The organism is Bacillus sp. Leaf49 (genome assembly GCF_001426125.1).
In the GTDB taxonomy this organism is placed as follows: domain Bacteria; phylum Bacillota; class Bacilli; order Bacillales; family Bacillaceae; genus Bacillus; species Bacillus altitudinis.
Map to the genome: position 1 here is coordinate 68771 of NZ_LMRK01000005.1, position 16147 is coordinate 84917.

At 41.3% G+C, this 16147-nt stretch carries 18 protein-coding genes and 1 riboswitch; of the genes, 6 read left to right on the top strand and 12 right to left on the bottom strand.

Annotated features, from left to right (window positions below; all coding sequences use genetic code 11):
- Nucleotides 1-109 precede the first annotated feature (109 nt).
- Complete coding sequence (fbpB, locus tag ASG46_RS20420) at nucleotides 110-259, top strand: Fur-regulated basic protein FbpB (protein WP_017366658.1); 150 nt, start codon at nucleotides 110-112, stop codon at nucleotides 257-259.
- A 98-nt stretch (nucleotides 260-357) separates the two neighbouring features.
- On the opposite strand, the gene ASG46_RS04955 is transcribed toward fbpB, so the two are convergent.
- From ASG46_RS04955 to ASG46_RS04990, 8 genes are all read right to left on the bottom strand, one after another.
- Nucleotides 358-693 (bottom strand): hypothetical protein, encoded by a 336-nt coding sequence (locus ASG46_RS04955; protein WP_017366657.1) that lies wholly within the window; start codon nucleotides 691-693, stop codon nucleotides 358-360.
- A 117-nt stretch (nucleotides 694-810) separates the two neighbouring features.
- Complete coding sequence (locus ASG46_RS04960) at nucleotides 811-1578, bottom strand: ABC transporter permease (protein ID WP_024720482.1); 768 nt, start codon at nucleotides 1576-1578, stop codon at nucleotides 811-813.
- Complete coding sequence (locus tag ASG46_RS04965) at nucleotides 1556-2482, bottom strand: ABC transporter ATP-binding protein (RefSeq protein ID WP_039169886.1); 927 nt, start codon at nucleotides 2480-2482, stop codon at nucleotides 1556-1558. Before ASG46_RS04965 ends, ASG46_RS04960 begins: the two co-directional genes overlap by 23 nt.
- 126 nt (nucleotides 2483-2608) lie before the next feature.
- On the bottom strand, nucleotides 2609-3850 hold the full coding sequence (locus ASG46_RS04970; protein ID WP_025206789.1) for a dicarboxylate/amino acid:cation symporter: 1242 nt from the start codon (nucleotides 3848-3850) through the stop codon (nucleotides 2609-2611).
- A 77-nt stretch (nucleotides 3851-3927) separates the two neighbouring features.
- A riboswitch (cyclic di-AMP (ydaO/yuaA leader) is annotated at nucleotides 3928-4062 on the bottom strand.
- 63 nt (nucleotides 4063-4125) lie between these two features.
- Entirely contained in the window at nucleotides 4126-5148 is a 1023-nt protein-coding gene (locus ASG46_RS04975) for an AI-2E family transporter (RefSeq protein ID WP_007496515.1), read from the bottom strand.
- A 209-nt stretch (nucleotides 5149-5357) separates the two neighbouring features.
- The gene (gene dctP, locus ASG46_RS04980; protein ID WP_007496516.1) at nucleotides 5358-6626 is read right to left on the bottom strand and encodes a C4-dicarboxylate transporter DctP; all 1269 of its coding nucleotides are present in this window, start codon (nucleotides 6624-6626) and stop codon (nucleotides 5358-5360) included.
- 124 nt (nucleotides 6627-6750) lie between these two features.
- On the bottom strand, nucleotides 6751-7434 hold the full coding sequence (locus ASG46_RS04985) for a response regulator (RefSeq protein WP_056703467.1): 684 nt from the start codon (nucleotides 7432-7434) through the stop codon (nucleotides 6751-6753).
- Nucleotides 7431-9050 (bottom strand): ATP-binding protein, encoded by a 1620-nt coding sequence (locus ASG46_RS04990; protein WP_041507162.1) that lies wholly within the window; start codon nucleotides 9048-9050, stop codon nucleotides 7431-7433. The genes ASG46_RS04985 and ASG46_RS04990 overlap by 4 nt, the downstream gene beginning before the upstream one ends.
- A 67-nt stretch (nucleotides 9051-9117) precedes the next feature.
- Here ASG46_RS04990 and ASG46_RS04995 point away from each other — a divergent pair, with 67 nt between their 5' ends.
- Entirely contained in the window at nucleotides 9118-10215 is a 1098-nt protein-coding gene (locus tag ASG46_RS04995) for a TRAP transporter substrate-binding protein (protein WP_056703470.1), read from the top strand.
- Between the two features lie 26 nt (nucleotides 10216-10241).
- On the opposite strand, the gene ASG46_RS05000 is transcribed toward ASG46_RS04995, so the two are convergent.
- Nucleotides 10242-11072, bottom strand: a complete 831-nt coding sequence (locus ASG46_RS05000; RefSeq protein ID WP_024720476.1) for an EcsC family protein — start codon at nucleotides 11070-11072, stop codon at nucleotides 10242-10244.
- 156 nt (nucleotides 11073-11228) lie between these two features.
- Here ASG46_RS05000 and ASG46_RS05005 point away from each other — a divergent pair, with 156 nt between their 5' ends.
- The 4 genes from ASG46_RS05005 to ASG46_RS05020 all read left to right on the top strand — a co-directional run bounded on the left by ASG46_RS05005 (nucleotide 11229) and on the right by ASG46_RS05020 (nucleotide 13995).
- On the top strand, nucleotides 11229-11489 hold the full coding sequence (locus tag ASG46_RS05005) for a GlsB/YeaQ/YmgE family stress response membrane protein (RefSeq protein ID WP_003214275.1): 261 nt from the start codon (nucleotides 11229-11231) through the stop codon (nucleotides 11487-11489).
- 229 nt (nucleotides 11490-11718) lie between these two features.
- Nucleotides 11719-12996, top strand: a complete 1278-nt coding sequence (locus ASG46_RS05010; RefSeq protein ID WP_056703473.1) for an Nramp family divalent metal transporter — start codon at nucleotides 11719-11721, stop codon at nucleotides 12994-12996.
- A 67-nt stretch (nucleotides 12997-13063) separates the two neighbouring features.
- Entirely contained in the window at nucleotides 13064-13633 is a 570-nt protein-coding gene (locus ASG46_RS05015) for a GNAT family N-acetyltransferase (RefSeq protein WP_008346964.1), read from the top strand.
- A 98-nt stretch (nucleotides 13634-13731) separates the two neighbouring features.
- Nucleotides 13732-13995, top strand: a complete 264-nt coding sequence (locus ASG46_RS05020; RefSeq protein ID WP_008346966.1) for a hypothetical protein — start codon at nucleotides 13732-13734, stop codon at nucleotides 13993-13995.
- A 40-nt stretch (nucleotides 13996-14035) separates the two neighbouring features.
- Here the strand turns inward: ASG46_RS05020 and ASG46_RS05025 are convergent, their stop codons facing one another.
- The 3 genes from ASG46_RS05025 to ASG46_RS05035 all read right to left on the bottom strand — a co-directional run.
- Entirely contained in the window at nucleotides 14036-14260 is a 225-nt protein-coding gene (locus ASG46_RS05025) for a hypothetical protein (protein WP_056703476.1), read from the bottom strand.
- 416 nt (nucleotides 14261-14676) lie between these two features.
- Entirely contained in the window at nucleotides 14677-15159 is a 483-nt protein-coding gene (locus tag ASG46_RS05030; protein WP_024720474.1) for a DUF2247 family protein, read from the bottom strand.
- 4 nt (nucleotides 15160-15163) lie between these two features.
- The coding region (locus tag ASG46_RS05035; RefSeq protein WP_235562211.1) for a pre-toxin TG domain-containing protein at nucleotides 15164-16147 on the bottom strand (984 nt) is incomplete at its 5' end.

The window sequence follows — 16147 nt, forward strand, 5'->3', positions numbered from 1 at the left end:
ACTTATGACATTCTGCTTTGTATAATGGAGATGCTAATTGAAAATGATTATCAATTTCATCTGTGTGAAATCTTATAGAGTCCATTCTACCAAAGGAGCGTTGAGTTACATGTCTAAGAAGAAAATCAAAACGTATCAGCAATTGATTGAAGAAAACAAGGAAGCGATCATGCGAGACCCTAAGATGATGGAAAGTATATACGCAACCATCGACAAAAAGCACCAGAAGCAGCTTGCCGCTGCTGGACGTGAATCATAAACACAAGAAGAGCAGTCAAACAGATGGCTGCTTTTTTATTTGCCTGAAGAAAAGAAAAAGCCGATAAAATCTATTCTTCGATTTTATCGGCTTTTGTTTTAATGTGATTTCGCTACACGGTCTTGCTTCATTCCTAAATAGATGAGCATATATGTTAGATAACCCATTGTCATCGTTAAACCACCGAAGAAGAATTGTGAAAACACGGGTTCTTCAAATGTCGTAACGGCAGCAAGAACGATCCAGCTCGCATATAAATAGACCATGAACCATTTCATGTTTCTTTTAAGTGTATACAGAAAGAAAAGACCCGCTAATGAAAAGATCCCTAGCGCTAGTCTGAAATAAACAAGATGATCAAACTGGAAGGCAAAAGACACAAACGAAAACGACAACAGCAACAAAATAGGTAAAGCCGTAATAAAATTTTTCACGATAGTGCCACCTCCATGACTCTGTCTTATTATAAGACAAAATCAGCCGGTTATCGTGGAATACAGACTCGTTTTCACAAAGATGTCACGAATTTTTCTTGTTATTTGACACAATTTTTACACATTTACATCACGCTTCCAAAAAAGGAGCCAAGCAGCACCAACAAAGAAAACGAAATGCGCCCCTACAATGAATAGCGAAAAAAGAGGGCTCATGCCCTGAAAGAGCGGCGGACCTTGAAAACTGTATTGTGTGAAGTCCGTATTAGCGAAAAGTAGAATTTTCCCCCACTGATTTTCTAACAGAGACATGATCGACACTAGTGATTTCGCCGCGTATAAGACGAAAAATGAAGTCACAAGTGCAATCAGACTGTTTCTAAACAAACTTGAGCACAGAAAAGCAAAGCTTGCCATCATGACTACTTCCACCCACTGTGATCCAATCACAGCAAATGTGTGCAGAAATAACCGGCCAGTGCTTTCATCAAAATCAGTACCAAAGAAAATAAGGCCAAAAAGAAAAGCGAACACATAATAAAAAACAAACAGGTAAAGGACCATCAGCACAAGAGTGATATATTTTGACAAGAAAATATGAAGCCTTGTCTTCGGCCTGATCAACAAGAACTTGATGGTTCTTTTTTGAAACTCTGTTGAGATCAATGTGGCGCCAATCACGACAGCGAACACTTGTAAAATAAACACAACATTCGTGGAATAAGCAAAATAGTTCGCGACTGTATCTTGCCCGCCAAGCCCGGAAATGACTCGTTTCAATGCTAGAGCCATCGTCAATTGAAAGACAACAATCAGTCCAAGTGCAATGAATGTGATCTTTTGTCTCGTGATTTTTTTATGTTCATTCTTGATGAGTTGAAGCATCTGCCGTCCCGCCTTCCGTCCATTTCATAAAGGCCTCTTCAATTGATTGTTTTTGAGGCGTCATTTCAAGTACATCAAATTCTGCTAAGACAAGCTGTTTATTCAGCTCCGGCACACGGTCTTTATTCAGTTGAACCAGTACATGCTGCTCCCTTTGTTCATATGTATATCCTTGCGTCTCTAGCCATGAAACTGCCTTTTCTACTGGCTGAATATTCATCAGCACCTGCTCTTTTCCTTCCATGTCGCGAAGGTTTGTATTGGCTTTGATTTGTCCTTTTTGGATGATGATCATGCGGTCACAAAGCTCTTCTACTTCATGCAAAAGATGTGTAGCAAATAACACAGAGACACCTTCTTCTTGTACAAGCATTTGCAAGTGCTCTCGAAACTCCTTCATTCCTGCGGGATCAAGCCCATTTGTTGGTTCATCTAAAATGAGCAGATTGGGCTTATGCAAAATGGCTTGTGCAATTCCGAGCCTTTGTTTCATCCCTAGTGAATACGTTTTGACCTTCTGGTGAATGGCGTGCTCCAGACGAACTCTTTTTACCACTTCAAAAATGCGTTCTTCTGAAACTCCATCATGCATAGATGCATACAGCTCAAGGTTTTCAAAACCTGTTAAATATGAATAAAATTCCGGATTTTCTATGATCGCTCCAACAGATGACATCGCCTTTAGATGATCATCATCTTGAGAATATCCATTCATGATGATCCGGCCGTTGTTTTTTTTCATCAAGCCAACAATCAATCGAATCAAGGTCGTTTTTCCAGACCCATTCGGTCCAAGTAAACCAACAATTTCTCCTTGCCTAATGTCCATCGAAATATGTTGTAAAATTTGATGCCGGCCAATTTGTTTATCGACGTTCTCTATGTGTAGAACAGCAGACTGCAAAGTGGTTCCTCCTTCTGATGTAAAACCTATGGCGGCAGTTACGGCCGCTCACCCTGTAAAAAGTATATCACGCTAGACAAGCCGTTCCACGAAAAAAAGGGCTGATCCAGTCAGCCCTTTTTGTTGTTACAGTGATAAATTAGGTGTTGGTGCTTCCTTCTCATGTTTCTTCTCGGTTTCAGATACAATCACCGCACATGCTGCGTCACCTGTAATATTGACCACGGTTCTTGCCATGTCTAATAAGCGGTCTATGCCAAGGATCAGCGCAATGCCCTCAACAGGAAGATTCACGGAATTTAAAACCATGGCTAGCATGATGAGCCCTACCCCTGGGACACCTGCTGTGCCAATACTTGCTAGTACTGCCGTTAAGACAACTGTCAGCATTTGAACAAGGGTTAATTCAACTCCATACACTTGTGCGATAAAAATAGTCGCAACCCCTTGCATGATCGCTGTACCATCCATATTAATGGTCGCACCTAGCGGCTGCACAAAGCTTGAAATAGGTTCTGGCACCTTCAAACGCTTTTGAGCTGTTTCCATTGATACTGGCAGTACTGCGTTACTGCTTGATGTACTAAATGCCACAACCATCGCTGGAGAAAATCCTTTGAAGAATGCCATTGGATTTCGTTTAGCTAATAGGGCAACGGTTGACCCATAGGTCAGGAAGAAATGCAAGATCAGCGCAATTAAGACGACTGAGAAGTAAAGTCCCATCGCTTTCATGGCATCGAGCCCCTGACTGCCAATTGCCGTTGCGATCAAACCGAATGTCCCGTACGGTGCGAATTTCATCACAACACCGACAAGATACATCATTAATTCATTTCCTTGTTCAAACAGCTTCAGCAAACCTTCTGTTTTTTTACCGAGCAAGGCAATGCCAAGACCTAAAAATACACAGAAGACGATAATTTGAAGCATATTTCCTTCAACTAGAGATTGGACTGGATTGGTTGGAATAATATTGAGTAGTGTATCTGCCATTGATGGGGCTTCCTCAGCGGAATATTCTGCCGCTTTCGTATCAAAATTGCCAAATGCGCCTGGCTTAATAAGTAAGGCCAATGAAATGCCAATAATGATGGCAAAAGTTGTAGTGAGTAGAAAGTAAGTAATGGTTTTTACGCCGATTCTGCCAAGTTTTTTCGGATCACCAAGGCCTGCTACACCAAGTGTGATCGAAAAGAAGACAATCGGTACAACTAACATTTTAATCAGGTTTAAGAAGATTTGACCTAGAGGTGTAAATAGATAAGGGTCTAACACTTTGAATACATTTGGAGCAAAAATGTTGAGCAGTAGTCCTGTGATTGCACCTACAATTAAAGCAATAATAATTTTCGTCGCAAGCTTCAATAAAATCTCCCCTTCCTCGTCAAAAAGGCCCACGAGAGAGTCTTCTCGTGGGCCTGCGTGTCCATACGTGTACCACTGTCTACTCTCTTCACGCTGATGAGGTTAGCTGACGGGTTAGGACGAAGAGATGTCCTTTTTTCTTAAAATAAGAAAAATTCACCCCAAAAACTTGGGTCCCCCATTCCTTTAGAAGGATTAAGCGTGTGGTAATATGATATTTTCATACTATTTATACCTTATTTTTAGAAAATTGTAAACAGGTTCATATGAACTTTTTAATTACTTTCTTCCTTATTCGTGACCTCCAAGATATCTAAGATAAACACAAAGATTGGGATGCCGATAATCAGTCCCCAAATGCCAATATAGTGTTCAGAAAAGATCAGGACAATAAACGTGAAGAAAATAGGGAGCTCTGTTTTAGCTGACATGAGCTTCGGATTTAAGAAGTAGGCTTCAATGGCATGGATGATCACAATCACCAGCACAATATATAGGACGTACATTCCGCCTCCAAGTGTATACGCAATGATGCTGAGTGGAACAAGGGAGATGACCACACCCGCTACCGGAATTAAACCTAACAAGAAGACCATGACTGCTAATCCAAATAATTGCGGGAAGCCCATAATGCCAAGCGCAATTGTCGTTAAGACACAGTTAACTGTTGCAATGATGAACTGTGCTTCAAGTACCTTACCAAATGTTCTGGAAAACTTACGTCCAAAGAAGGCAATTTCATGATAGAACACGGAGATTTTACTCGTTTTGAACTTATTCATGAATTGAATGAGGCGTTCCTTTTCGAACAGGAAGAACATGCTTAATATTAAGGACATAATGACCTGGATACTGAACGTGCTGAAATCTGTTAAGTATGTATAGAGGAAATTAAACCCTTTCTCGAAGAAAGAAGATATTTTGAAATCTCCGAACACATTGGTGACGACGTCAAAGAAGGGTAAATCTTGTGGATGATCTGCAATCTTTTTCCCTAAATGAAATAACTGTTCCACCTGTTTAGCAATGATGGGCACAAACACAAAGCCGCCAAACGTCAATCCACCAGCCAGAAGGATGTACAAAATGGTGATGACTGATTTCTGTCCTATTTTCAGGAAGCGATTTAAAAAGCCTCTTATGACCTCTTCTAACCGGTTCATTAAAAAGGTGAAAATGAAGGTCAGGAGGATTAAATTCATCATTCCTCTTAATAGATATAATGCTGTGGCTAATACTACAAATACTGAAAACCTCTTGACACCAGGTTTTTCGAACAATTTAAAAAATGCCGCCATACGTTACACACCTGCCAGGACTAAAGTCTATTTTTCGTTGGATCTCATATTCATTATATCGGATCTTTCTGTAAATTATATAACAAAAGGTCAATGAGGTCTTACGATTCGTCCTAAATTAATCAAGCTTTTATGTTTTTTCTTTTTTTACACAAGAAAAAACCGAACCCCATGTAGACATAAGGTTTCGGTTTTTAGTTGTTTTTATACTAAACAGCCTGCTTGATATTTCGCATTTCCTGAAGCGCTGTTTTACTCTTCGCTTCGTCAAATTCCCCTTCACTTTTCGCTACAACAATTGTAGCAATTCCATTTCCAATCAGGTTCGTAATCGCTCTTCCTTCACTCATGAAACGGTCGACCCCTAATAGCAGTGCAAGACCTTCTAGCGGGATAACCTGAAGTGCAGCAAGTGTAGAAGCTAGCACGATAAATCCGCTTCCTGTGACTCCAGCTGCTCCCTTTGATGTGAGCATCAGAACAAGGATAATCGTGATTTGCTGTCCGATGGATAGATCCACCCCAAACACTTGCGCTAAGAAGACCACGGCCATGGACAAGTAGATTGAGGTTCCATCTAAGTTAAAGGAATAGCCTGTCGGAATGACAAGTCCAACAACCGACTTAGAGCACCCGTAGCGTTCCATTTTATCCATCATTCTTGGCAGGACCGATTCTGAAGAACTTGTGCCAAGAACAATTAAAATTTCATCTTTGATAAAACGGAGGTAACCGAACAGGCTGAAGCCATACATTTTACAAATGATGTTCAGCACGACGAAAATAAACAGGAACATCGTCATATAAACGGAAAGCATCAGACTAGCCAGTGGTTTAATTGAAGCTAAACCGAAGTGTCCGATTGTATAAGCCATTGCTCCAAATGCCCCTAATGGCGCGGCACGCATGATGTAACCAATGATTTTAAAGAAGACCAGTGAGAGCTTATCAAGCCATTCGATGATGCCTTTCCCCTTCTCGCCAAGTGCAGCGAGTGCAACACCGAATAAAATAGAGAAGAATAAGACCTGTAAAATATCTCCCTTTGCAAAGGCATCTACCATGTTAGATGGCACAATGTGTGTGACAAACTCCATCCAGTCGATACCCTGTCCCCCATTTTGGGTATATTGCGAGACATCCCCTTTTTCAAGCTTACTATAGTCAAGACCCGCTCCCGGCTTCATGATATTGACCACAAACAGTCCGATGACAAGCGCAAGCGTCGTCACAACTTCAAAATAGATAAAAGCTTTTCCCCCAACTTTTCCAACCTTTTTCATATCCCCCATCTTGGCAATTCCAAGAACAATGGTTAAGAAAATAATGGGTGCAATGACCATTTTCACTGCATTAATAAATGTGTCACCAAGCGGCTTCATTTCTTTCCCGACGTTTGGCCAAACCATCCCAACAATGATCCCGATAATGACAGCTGCAATGACCTGAAATGTCAGGTTCTTCAATAGCCTCTTCATAAAAAATCAACTCCCTCACCCTTTTATGTAAACGCTTAACTGTTATCTGTAGGTAAATGATAGCGATTTCATCAAAGGCTGTGAAGCTTATGGACATATCGTACATTTTGGTCTTTTTGGTCTCTTAGTCAGAATGTATGATATATTTATTCACAGGGCGTCCGACCCCGCCATATTGCATATCTAATTTCAGCTCGCCTTCTTTTACAAGGAAGTCTAAATAACGGCGTGCCGTGACACGTGCAATCCCAAGTGCATTGGCGACTTCCTCTGCAGACTGCGCTCCTTCTTGCAGACGCATATAGGCTTTAATTTCATTCATCGTATGCACATTCAGCCCCTTAGGAAGCCATGTCTCTTCCTGCTTAACTGCAGGCTTTCGTATGATATCATCGAGCATCTCTTGAGAAAATTCTGCTGCGGTACGAATTTTTGATTTGAACGCTTTATAGCTTTCAAGAGATTCTTTCATCCGTTCAAACTTAAATGGCTTAATGATATAATCTCGGGCACCATTTTGAAGCATGGTGCCGATCGTCTCTTTGTCCTTTGCTGCCGAAATAACAATCACATCCACCTGCATCTTTTGCTTTCTGATGTCTTGCAGTGTTTTGACGCCATCTTTTTTAGGCATATACACATCGAGCACCACAAGATCTGGGCGAATGTCTTTGATCAGCTGGATGCCCTGCTCGCCATTTCCTGCTACAGCCGCAACTTGAAAGCCAGGGACACTCTTAATGAACTCTTTATTGACTTCTTGCACCATCGGGTCATCTTCAATTAATAGCACCTTAATCTGAGTCATCTGTCTCTCTCCTCTATTGTCATTGGGAATTCGATTGAGAAGGTGGTACCAATGCCGATGCTTGATGTGACTTCTACATTTCCCATCCCTTTGTCGATAATCGTTTTTACAATATACAGTCCGTAGCCTGTTCCGCCTTCTTTACCGTGAGTAAAGCCTTTGTCGAAAATATGAGGAATCATGTCCTCTTCTATTCCAGATCCATAATCTTCAATTAAGATCGCAAGGACATCCTCTGTTTGATCAATACTAATAGAAATGAGTTTTGTGTCTCTTTCTACAGTATCATACGCGGCAAAGGCGTTCTCGATCAGGTTGCCAAGTAGCTTCGTCATATCATGCTGATCCAGCCGCTCTGGGAAATCGCGCAGACTGCTATTTTCATCTACTTCAACCTTGATTCCAAGCTCCTTGCCCCTTCTTATCTTGCTCATCAATAAACCAGCCACTGCGTCATGCTGTATCACACGGTGGAGAAAGTCCGTCACATGCTCCTGTTCTTCGGTCGTTTGAAACGCTAAATCGAGTGCTTGATCGGCTTTCCCCAGCTGAATTAATCCCGCAATTGTATGAAGCTTATTCATATGTTCATGATTTTGCACCCGCAGGCCATCAACGAAGTTCTTCACCCCGGTTAATTCCTCCGCCAATTTGGCCGCCTCTGTCCGGTCCTGAAAAATCGCAACCGCTCCGATGATTTTCTTTTTCATCACAATCGGAATTCGGCTGCTCATGATCCGCTTTCCGCTCATATGAATTTCTTCATTGTAGACGGGTTCTGCGCGGTCAATGATTTCTGGAAGCCTTGTATCTGATAGCACATCCCAAATATTTCGGCCCACTACATCACCTGTCACGCTGAAAATTTGCTTTGCTTTTTCATTAAAAATGGTGATCATGTGCTGGTTATCAATGGCAATGACCCCTTCATTAATGGAATGAAAGGTAGCAGTGCGTTCCTCTAGCATTCTGACAATCTCATGTGGCTCCAGCTTAAACATTTGCTGTTTAATATGACGGGCGAGCAAAAATGAACCGACAAGCCCGAAGCTGAGCGTCAGCAAAAGGATCATGAGGATATCCTGCTTCATTTCTCCTAATATATCTGCCATACTCGGCAATGTTCTTCCGACTAGTACAACCCCTGTTTGGTTAAATTTTTCATCCTTTACTGGATAAAAGGCTCTAATGGCTGTGCCAAGCTCTCCCTGTGCTTCTGAGAAATAGATATGCTCTGCAAAGGCAGGTTCTTCATCTGTCCCCTCAGAGCGCTGGCCTATCCTTGTTTTTACTGGATGTGTCAATCGCACGTGATCCATATCCATGACAACAATGTAGTCAGCATCTTGGATAATCCGAATCTCTTCAATGGCATGCTGTAACTGCGCACGCTCCTTTGTCTGATCATCCAATGCCTGCTTTACCTCATTCATCTCAGCTACTGTTCTTGCCGTGTTCATGAGCCTTTTTCGAAGTTCTCGTTCCTCTGTTTGCTGAATTCCCCCGACCAGAACAATTCCTCCGATTAAAAGGGCAAAAATGACAACGAAATATGTGAGGATGGTGAGCTTCCATCTAATAGATAATTGTTGTAATTTCAGTCGATTTCTCATCATTTTTTCACCTGTATCTTTACGAATTCTTCCTCTGTCAAGTATCCTTGACATAAGGGGGATCTGACGCATGAAGAATTTACTCGCCTATACGCTATTGCTCATCATCGGTTTTGTAACCGCTTTATACTTTGGTTTTTATCATATGATGCCTAAATCAGCGACGATCTTCGACGATGAACAGACTGGGCTGAAGGATCAGCTTGTGTTCAAATTCAGCCATGTTGTCGCAGATAATACCCCAAAAGGGCTGGCTGCAAAGAAATTTGCTGAACTTGTTCACGAAAAATCCGACGGCAGGATCAGCATTCAAATCTTTTCAAACGGGAGTCTTTATTCTGATATCGAAGAAATTAATGCACTAAAAGAGAATCAAGTTCAATTTATTGCTCCGTCTACGTCAAAGCTCGGCATGCTATCTCCTGAATGGCTGGCACTTGATCTGCCCTTTGCCTTTTCTAACTACGATGCTGTCCAAGAAGGGTTACATGGTGCGATTGGACAGAGACTGTTCGGCACACTGCAAAAAGACGGACTAAAGGGAATGGCCTACTGGACAAATGGCTTTAAGCAAATCACTTCGAATAAAGGCCCAATCAAGCAGCCTAGTGATTTAAAAAAGCAATCTCTCCGTATTATGCAAAGTGATATGATTGAAAAGCAATTCAAGCTTCTTGGCGCAAAACCCTATCAGGAATCGTTTAATTCAACATTTCAGCTGCTAGAAACAAAAAAAGTAGACGGTGAAGAAAATACAATTTCAAATATTTATTCAAAAAAATTCTATCATATACAAGACTATATGACGATCAGTAATCACGGGTATTTAGGGTATGTCGTCTTAACAGATCAATCCTTTTTTGATCGTCAAACACCTGAGACGAAGCGAATTTTACTCGAAGCGATGGAAGAAACAACGGCATGGAACGAAAAACATGCCGAACAAATGAACAAGGATCAGCTGGAGGATATTAAACGCGAATCTCCAATTGCCATACACGAATTAACACCAGCAGAGCGGCAAAAATGGATGAAGGCGCTCGATCCTTTGTATGATGAAGCAGGAAGGATCATCGGTTCAACCTTGATCAAACAAATCCGCGAGCTCCGGGCACGCTATGAATATTCTCCGATTCAAGCGTTTGAAGAAGATGCTGAGACCAAATAAAAAATCCCTTCGAGAAAGGGATTTTTTTATGCGCCGGAGTCACGCTGTTCTTGCTGAGCGAGCTCCTCTAATCTTGTTAATATTCTGCGCTTTCGATATTGCATGATGCCTGTTTCGGCAATTCCTTTTAACTGTGAGCGGTTGGACGCTGCACCAAACAAAATCCCCGCAATTGGGACAAGTTGAAACAGCTTCTTCCAGCCAAACGAATCACGGTAGTTATATACGACCTCACGCCATCCTTGAATTTGAGAGATCATGTTTTCGTGCTTCCCTTCTGATGCATGATAGCTCTTCAGCTCTTTTAATATTGATTTTTTCCCAACAACGTCAGCAGAATTCAACTGTAAACATTTAATGATAAAGACTCGTTCTTCTTTATTTTTCGGATCATAGCCATAGGTGACGGCGATATCCTGTAATGTTTTTAAAGAAAGACCGAGGACAGCCGGAATATCTGCCGCTAATGTAAACATACCTCCGACACCTGTTGTCGCACCTTGTACAGTGGCGAGGTTTGTTCGGTTTTTCCCCATCTGGTCACTAATGGCATCCATGACCTCGATCGGAGCCGCCTCAATATCTTCAATACGCTGAATCGATTCATCGGCACATTTCTTTTGAAATTGATGAATAATGCCTTTCTCTGACGTCAAATAGACACCGCCTGATTGAATGTAGTGCCCCATCTCATCTAATAACACACCGATTTTCTTTTGAATAAAGGCAGGGGTCAGCTTGTCCAGCATTTGAAATGGAAGCCGGCTGAGTTTCTCCCAAAACCATACCTTTTGCTGGTCTTTCTCCCATTTTTCAATCTCTTTTAATTGTGCTTTTAGCCACTCTCTTTCCTCCATGCCATTTGCCTCCTTAGATGCCGTTCAAGTATATGTCTGTTATTATACACAATCCTTGTCCATCATACGTATCGAACATTGAAGCGGTTCCGAAAGGTTTTAATCTCTTTTAAAACGGTTATTGCTTAGTAAACAAACAAAAGAGGAGTGATCAACATGTTAGGATTTCTGATTTCATTAGTTGTGGCGATTGTCATTGGTCTCATTGGGAGTGCACTCGCTGGAGGCAGTGTACCAGGAGGCTGGATCGGTTCAATGATTGCTGGGCTTGCAGGTGCTTGGATTGGTCATGGATTACTTGGAACGTGGGGTCCTAGTCTGGCAGGATTTGCGATCATTCCAGCGATCTTAGGAGCAGCCATTTTCGTCATTATTTTAAGCTTGATCTTCCGCAGCGTTGGATCAAGGGTTTCTTAAAAAACGATACAAAAGAAGAGGAAGCAGAGGATGCACCGCCTAAGATAAGAGGCGGTGTTTTTTATGTGTTGATTGACAAGGTATCTATTTTTTTCACTTACATATGATAAACAAACCTATTAGTTCAGATAGTTGACTTTTCATGAAGATGGGCATATGATGATTAAAAATTGCATCGAGGAAACTTTTTGTGCCAAAGCAAAACTTTGTAGAATCTAGGTGATGACATATGACAAACAAATACATCGAGGCACAAGCCCACATGTCAGTGGCAGCGGAGCGTGCACTTGAAGGAAAGGTGAAAGGATTTAGAAGGCTCCTTCCTTTTCTCGGGCCTGCTTTTATCGCCGCCATTGCCTATATTGATCCAGGAAACTTTGCGACCAACATTGCAGCTGGCTCGAAATATGGCTACCTTCTGTTATGGGTCATTCTCATATCCAATCTCATGGCCTTACTCATCCAGTCTTTGTCTGCAAAGCTTGGAATCGCAACAGGGAAAAATTTACCTGAAATTGCTCGAGAAGAGTTTCCAAAACCAGTCTCGATCGGTTTATGGATTCAGGGCGAACTCGTCATTATCGCCACAGATTTAGCCGAATTTATCGGGGCTGCCCTTGGTTTATACTTACTCTTTCGTATCCCGCTGCTTGAAGCATCGATTATTGCAGCGATCGGTTCTTTTGCCATTTTAGAGCTCCAAAGACGAGGTTATCGAGCGTTAGAAGCAGGAATTACCGGCATGCTGTTTGTTGTCGTGATTGCTTTCGCTGTACAAACCTTTGTCGCCAAACCTGATCTTGCAAGTGTCGCCGGTGGACTGTTCATTCCAAGGTTTGAAGGGACAGACAGCGTACTGCTTGCCGCTGGTATTTTAGGCGCTACGGTGATGCCGCATGCGATCTATCTCCATTCAGCCTTAACGCAAAGAAGAGTCGTCGGCAGAACGGAAAAAGAGAAAAAGCTGATTTTTCGTTTTGAGTTTTTAGACATCCTCATTGCGATGGTAGTTGCTGGCGCCATCAATGCCAGCATGTTGATTGTAGCAGCTGCTTTATTTTTTAAAAATGGTCTTTTTGTTGAGGATTTAGATGTAGCATTTCAGCATTTTGGAACTCTCGCAGGTCCTGTATCAGCGATCTTATTTGGTGTAGGTCTGCTTGTAGCCGGGCTTTCCAGTTCTTCTGTCGGTACACTGTCAGGCGATATTATTATGCAAGGTTTTATTCAGTACCGAATTCCGCTGTATGTCCGCCGGCTGATTACCATCATTCCACCTATTGCGATCATTGCATCTGGAGTCAATCCGACATCTGCGCTTGTGATGAGTCAAGTGGTCTTATCATTTGGAATTGCGTTTGCTTTAATTCCGCTCATTTTGTTTACAAGTAAAAAACGAATTATGGGCGATTTGATGAATGCTCGCTGGGTGACCGGAATATCTTGGGTGATAGCAGCTCTTGTTGTCGCACTTAATGTGTTTTTAATTGTGGATACGTTTATGTAAAAGACAGTGATTAGGCTGTCTTTTATATCGGGTTGTGGTAGAATTTCCCTTGAGAGGATGTGATCACATGTTTTTTTATCAGGATCAAGATCTATCCATGCGGCTGCTTGAACCAAGAGACGCGAGAAGTCTGTATCTGCTCATCCAACGCTCAAGAGAGCACTTACGTGAATGGATGCTATGGGTCGATTCGACGCAGACAGAAGAAGACAGCATGGCGTTTATTCAAGGTGCCATGCAGCAAGCTTTGCAAAACAATGGTTTTCAGGCTGGAATCTGGTCACATGGAGAACTCGTTGGTATCATTGGCACCCACCAAATTCATTGGATTAATCGGACGGTTTCCATTGGCTATTGGCTCGGGGAAGGCTATCAAGGAAAAGGCATCATGACAAAAGCATGCAAAGCGGTCATTCACTATTTATTTGAAGAGTGCGGTCTGCATCGCATTGAAATAAGGGCCGCTGTTGATAATCAAAAAAGCAGACGCATCGCAGAGCGTTTATCTTTTTCACTTGAAGGCATATTAAGACAATGTGAATGGCTGGGCGACCACTTTGCCGATCACTGTGTGTACGCACTTTTACAGCCTGAATATATGAAACAAAAAACGAATTCGATCAATCAGCCCACTTAATTGTGTCGATTGCATGAACTATTTTACAAAGTGAAGCTTTGTAGTATCCGTTGTGATTGGCATCTGATAAAATAGAAGGAAAAATCGAGGTATGATGTATGTCTCTTATTATTTTATTTTACTTATGGATTGTCCCTTTATTATTTGGCATTTTCTTCTCATTCCTAACAAAGAAAGCCACATACAAACGCCGCTTTGTCCCATCATATAGCATGGCAGGACTCAGCATCGTGTTTCTCATTCTGGCACTCGTCTTTTCAGCCAGTCATTTTCTATTCATTTGCGGTATGTTCCTATTCGCCACTACACTTGTCGGCACAGGCATCCCGTTATTTTTAGCCTTTACCAAAACACCTTCATAAACAAAACCACCTTTTCGCGATGGAAAGGTGGTTTCTTTTTTTACTGCTGAGGCATTCGATAGGTCATTGTACCATTTGGGTTTTTTTCAATTACTTTCACAATGTCTTGAAGGATCTCTGACGCTCGATCGCTTGAGTCATACTTGCCGAGCGTCTTGAGCCAAGAATCACTGCCTGCGATAAACCCTTCAATCTTTTTACCGGTTACTGTGACTTCGTGAACATTAACGAAACTTTGTTCGTTTTGTGTGAAAATCCATAGCATGGTTGATTCCCCTTTTTTTGTGGTGATTGGGTTAGTTTAACATATGATTCCCAATTATGTGTGGGGTGATTTGGTATGAAAGTGAATTTACAGTTTAAAAAACCTTGATTTTATCAGAAATATCAAGGTGAAATTTTCCATCTATGACAATCGTAATTCCTTCTACGAGTTCACCCATATTTTTATTTTCAAATTTCTCGGATATGATACTTATTTTATTGTCAATCTATGTTTTCACCGTTTCTTTCAAAATTTTATAAAATGATCCTATATATAACATTCCACGTAGAATTCAATCACCAAAGGACTTCTGCAATTCCATGAAAATCCCTATGCTCAAGAGAAAGGTCATTAGACAAACAATCTTATGTACGAAAAAACGATGGCTTATTTATCCATCGTTTTCTTTAAGTTCTCTACTTATTTAAAATCAATTGTTTTTCATTTTCTAAAAACTCTTCTACAAGTTCTTTCATTGTTTTTTGTGAATCATGGGGATAATAAAATGCGTCTGATACTTCTCTAAAAAAATCATACATATTTTCGGGCGTGTGAAAGACTGAGAAAATATGTTCAATTTCTTCAAAGATGGTATCATCAGTTGAGTGAGTATACGCTTCTTTCATAATACTATATAGCCACTTATGATATTCTCTCGTCATGTCTTCCGAAGAATTATCAGAGATTATGCTTTCAAGTATATCATCTACCTTTACTTCTTCTTGTTCCCACGCTAATTCAAGAATGAGCTCGTTATCATCATGAGGGTTATTTTCTAGATATTCCACTGCATAGTTTGTTACTTCTAAGGCAGGAATTAAATTATACTGTCTACCAACAAACAACGTAGCCCAATTACATTCAAATCCACTTTTCTTGATTATTTCAATTTTATACAATTTTTTATTTCCCCCATTGATTTATTTTCCCTGTAACTTTGCCGTCAGGTATAAAAGTTCTATGGGTTACTTTGTTAGTTGTTGGATCTACAACCCATTCAAACACGCCATTTCTTATCTCTTTCGACTGTATCATTTCAGGTGCATTATTCTTAATTTTTACAAACTTTGTCTCATACTTAACCATTGATCCCTCAATTTGATACAACGAATCCATATGGCCTCTTCTATTCGGCAAATCAAATCTTTTAGAATGAACTGCATAGTTGTCAATAATATCATTAAATCTATGATAAAAATCATCTTTTAATGCACTACCTACTCTTGGATTATCTAAAACCGGATGCTTAAGTTCACTCGTACTCTTAATCCCCATCTTCCCACGAAACCCTTTCGCCCCAAACGGTAAAAGCATCCCCAGCGCCGCATTCATACTCGCTTCCTGTTGTTCTTTCGAGACTTTATTTCCAAACATGTCTCGACCCGTAATCGCTTCGCTGAAGCCGTTGGTCGCGGTGAGTCCATATAAGCCTTTTTGTGATGTTTTCAACGCATCGAAAGACTTCTGTGATGTCTTGTAAATGTCGACCGCTCTGACTGCGGCGGACGTGGCTTGAGTCGTTTTATAGACGGCTTTTCCGCCTTTGAAAATACGTCCTGCCCAGCCGACAATCGGGATGTATCCTGCTGCTGCCATGCCGCCTGCGGCGACTCGCTGGCCTGCGGTAAGTTCTTCACCTGTGATCGGATCGACACCTGTTGCGGCACGTTTTGCATCGTTCACGCCTGTCAGTTCATTGACGATATTTCCTCCGTAATCAAGAGCTTTTTCATACCACGGACGGTTGGCTAGCGCTTCTTGTTCCTTTGCGATCTTGCGAGCTTCTTCTTGATCTTTTTTGATTTTTAGATATTCAGAAGTTTGCTTCTCAATATCGCTTTTTGCCTTGTAGATTTCGCTATTTTGATACGCTTTCTTGTCAAAATT

Excerpts from the sequence above, each read along its gene's own strand:
- fbpB (WP_017366658.1), top strand. The coding sequence starts at position 110 with ATGTCTAAGAAGAAAATCAAAACGTATCAGCAATTGATTGAAGAAAAC.
- ASG46_RS04960 (WP_024720482.1), bottom strand. The coding sequence starts at position 1,578 with ATGCTTCAACTCATCAAGAATGAACATAAAAAAATCACGAGACAAAAG.
- ASG46_RS04975 (WP_007496515.1), bottom strand. The coding sequence starts at position 5,148 with ATGGCGGCATTTTTTAAATTGTTCGAAAAACCTGGTGTCAAGAGGTTT.
- dctP (WP_007496516.1), bottom strand. The coding sequence starts at position 6,626 with ATGAAGAGGCTATTGAAGAACCTGACATTTCAGGTCATTGCAGCTGTC.
- ASG46_RS04985 (WP_056703467.1), bottom strand. The coding sequence starts at position 7,434 with ATGACTCAGATTAAGGTGCTATTAATTGAAGATGACCCGATGGTGCAA.
- ASG46_RS04990 (WP_041507162.1), bottom strand. The coding sequence starts at position 9,050 with ATGATGAGAAATCGACTGAAATTACAACAATTATCTATTAGATGGAAG.
- ASG46_RS04995 (WP_056703470.1), top strand. The coding sequence starts at position 9,118 with ATGAAGAATTTACTCGCCTATACGCTATTGCTCATCATCGGTTTTGTA.
- ASG46_RS05000 (WP_024720476.1), bottom strand. The coding sequence starts at position 11,072 with ATGGAGGAAAGAGAGTGGCTAAAAGCACAATTAAAAGAGATTGAAAAA.
- ASG46_RS05005 (WP_003214275.1), top strand. The coding sequence starts at position 11,229 with ATGTTAGGATTTCTGATTTCATTAGTTGTGGCGATTGTCATTGGTCTC.
- ASG46_RS05010 (WP_056703473.1), top strand. The coding sequence starts at position 11,719 with ATGACAAACAAATACATCGAGGCACAAGCCCACATGTCAGTGGCAGCG.
- ASG46_RS05015 (WP_008346964.1), top strand. The coding sequence starts at position 13,064 with ATGTTTTTTTATCAGGATCAAGATCTATCCATGCGGCTGCTTGAACCA.
- ASG46_RS05020 (WP_008346966.1), top strand. The coding sequence starts at position 13,732 with ATGTCTCTTATTATTTTATTTTACTTATGGATTGTCCCTTTATTATTT.
- ASG46_RS05025 (WP_056703476.1), bottom strand. The coding sequence starts at position 14,260 with ATGCTATGGATTTTCACACAAAACGAACAAAGTTTCGTTAATGTTCAC.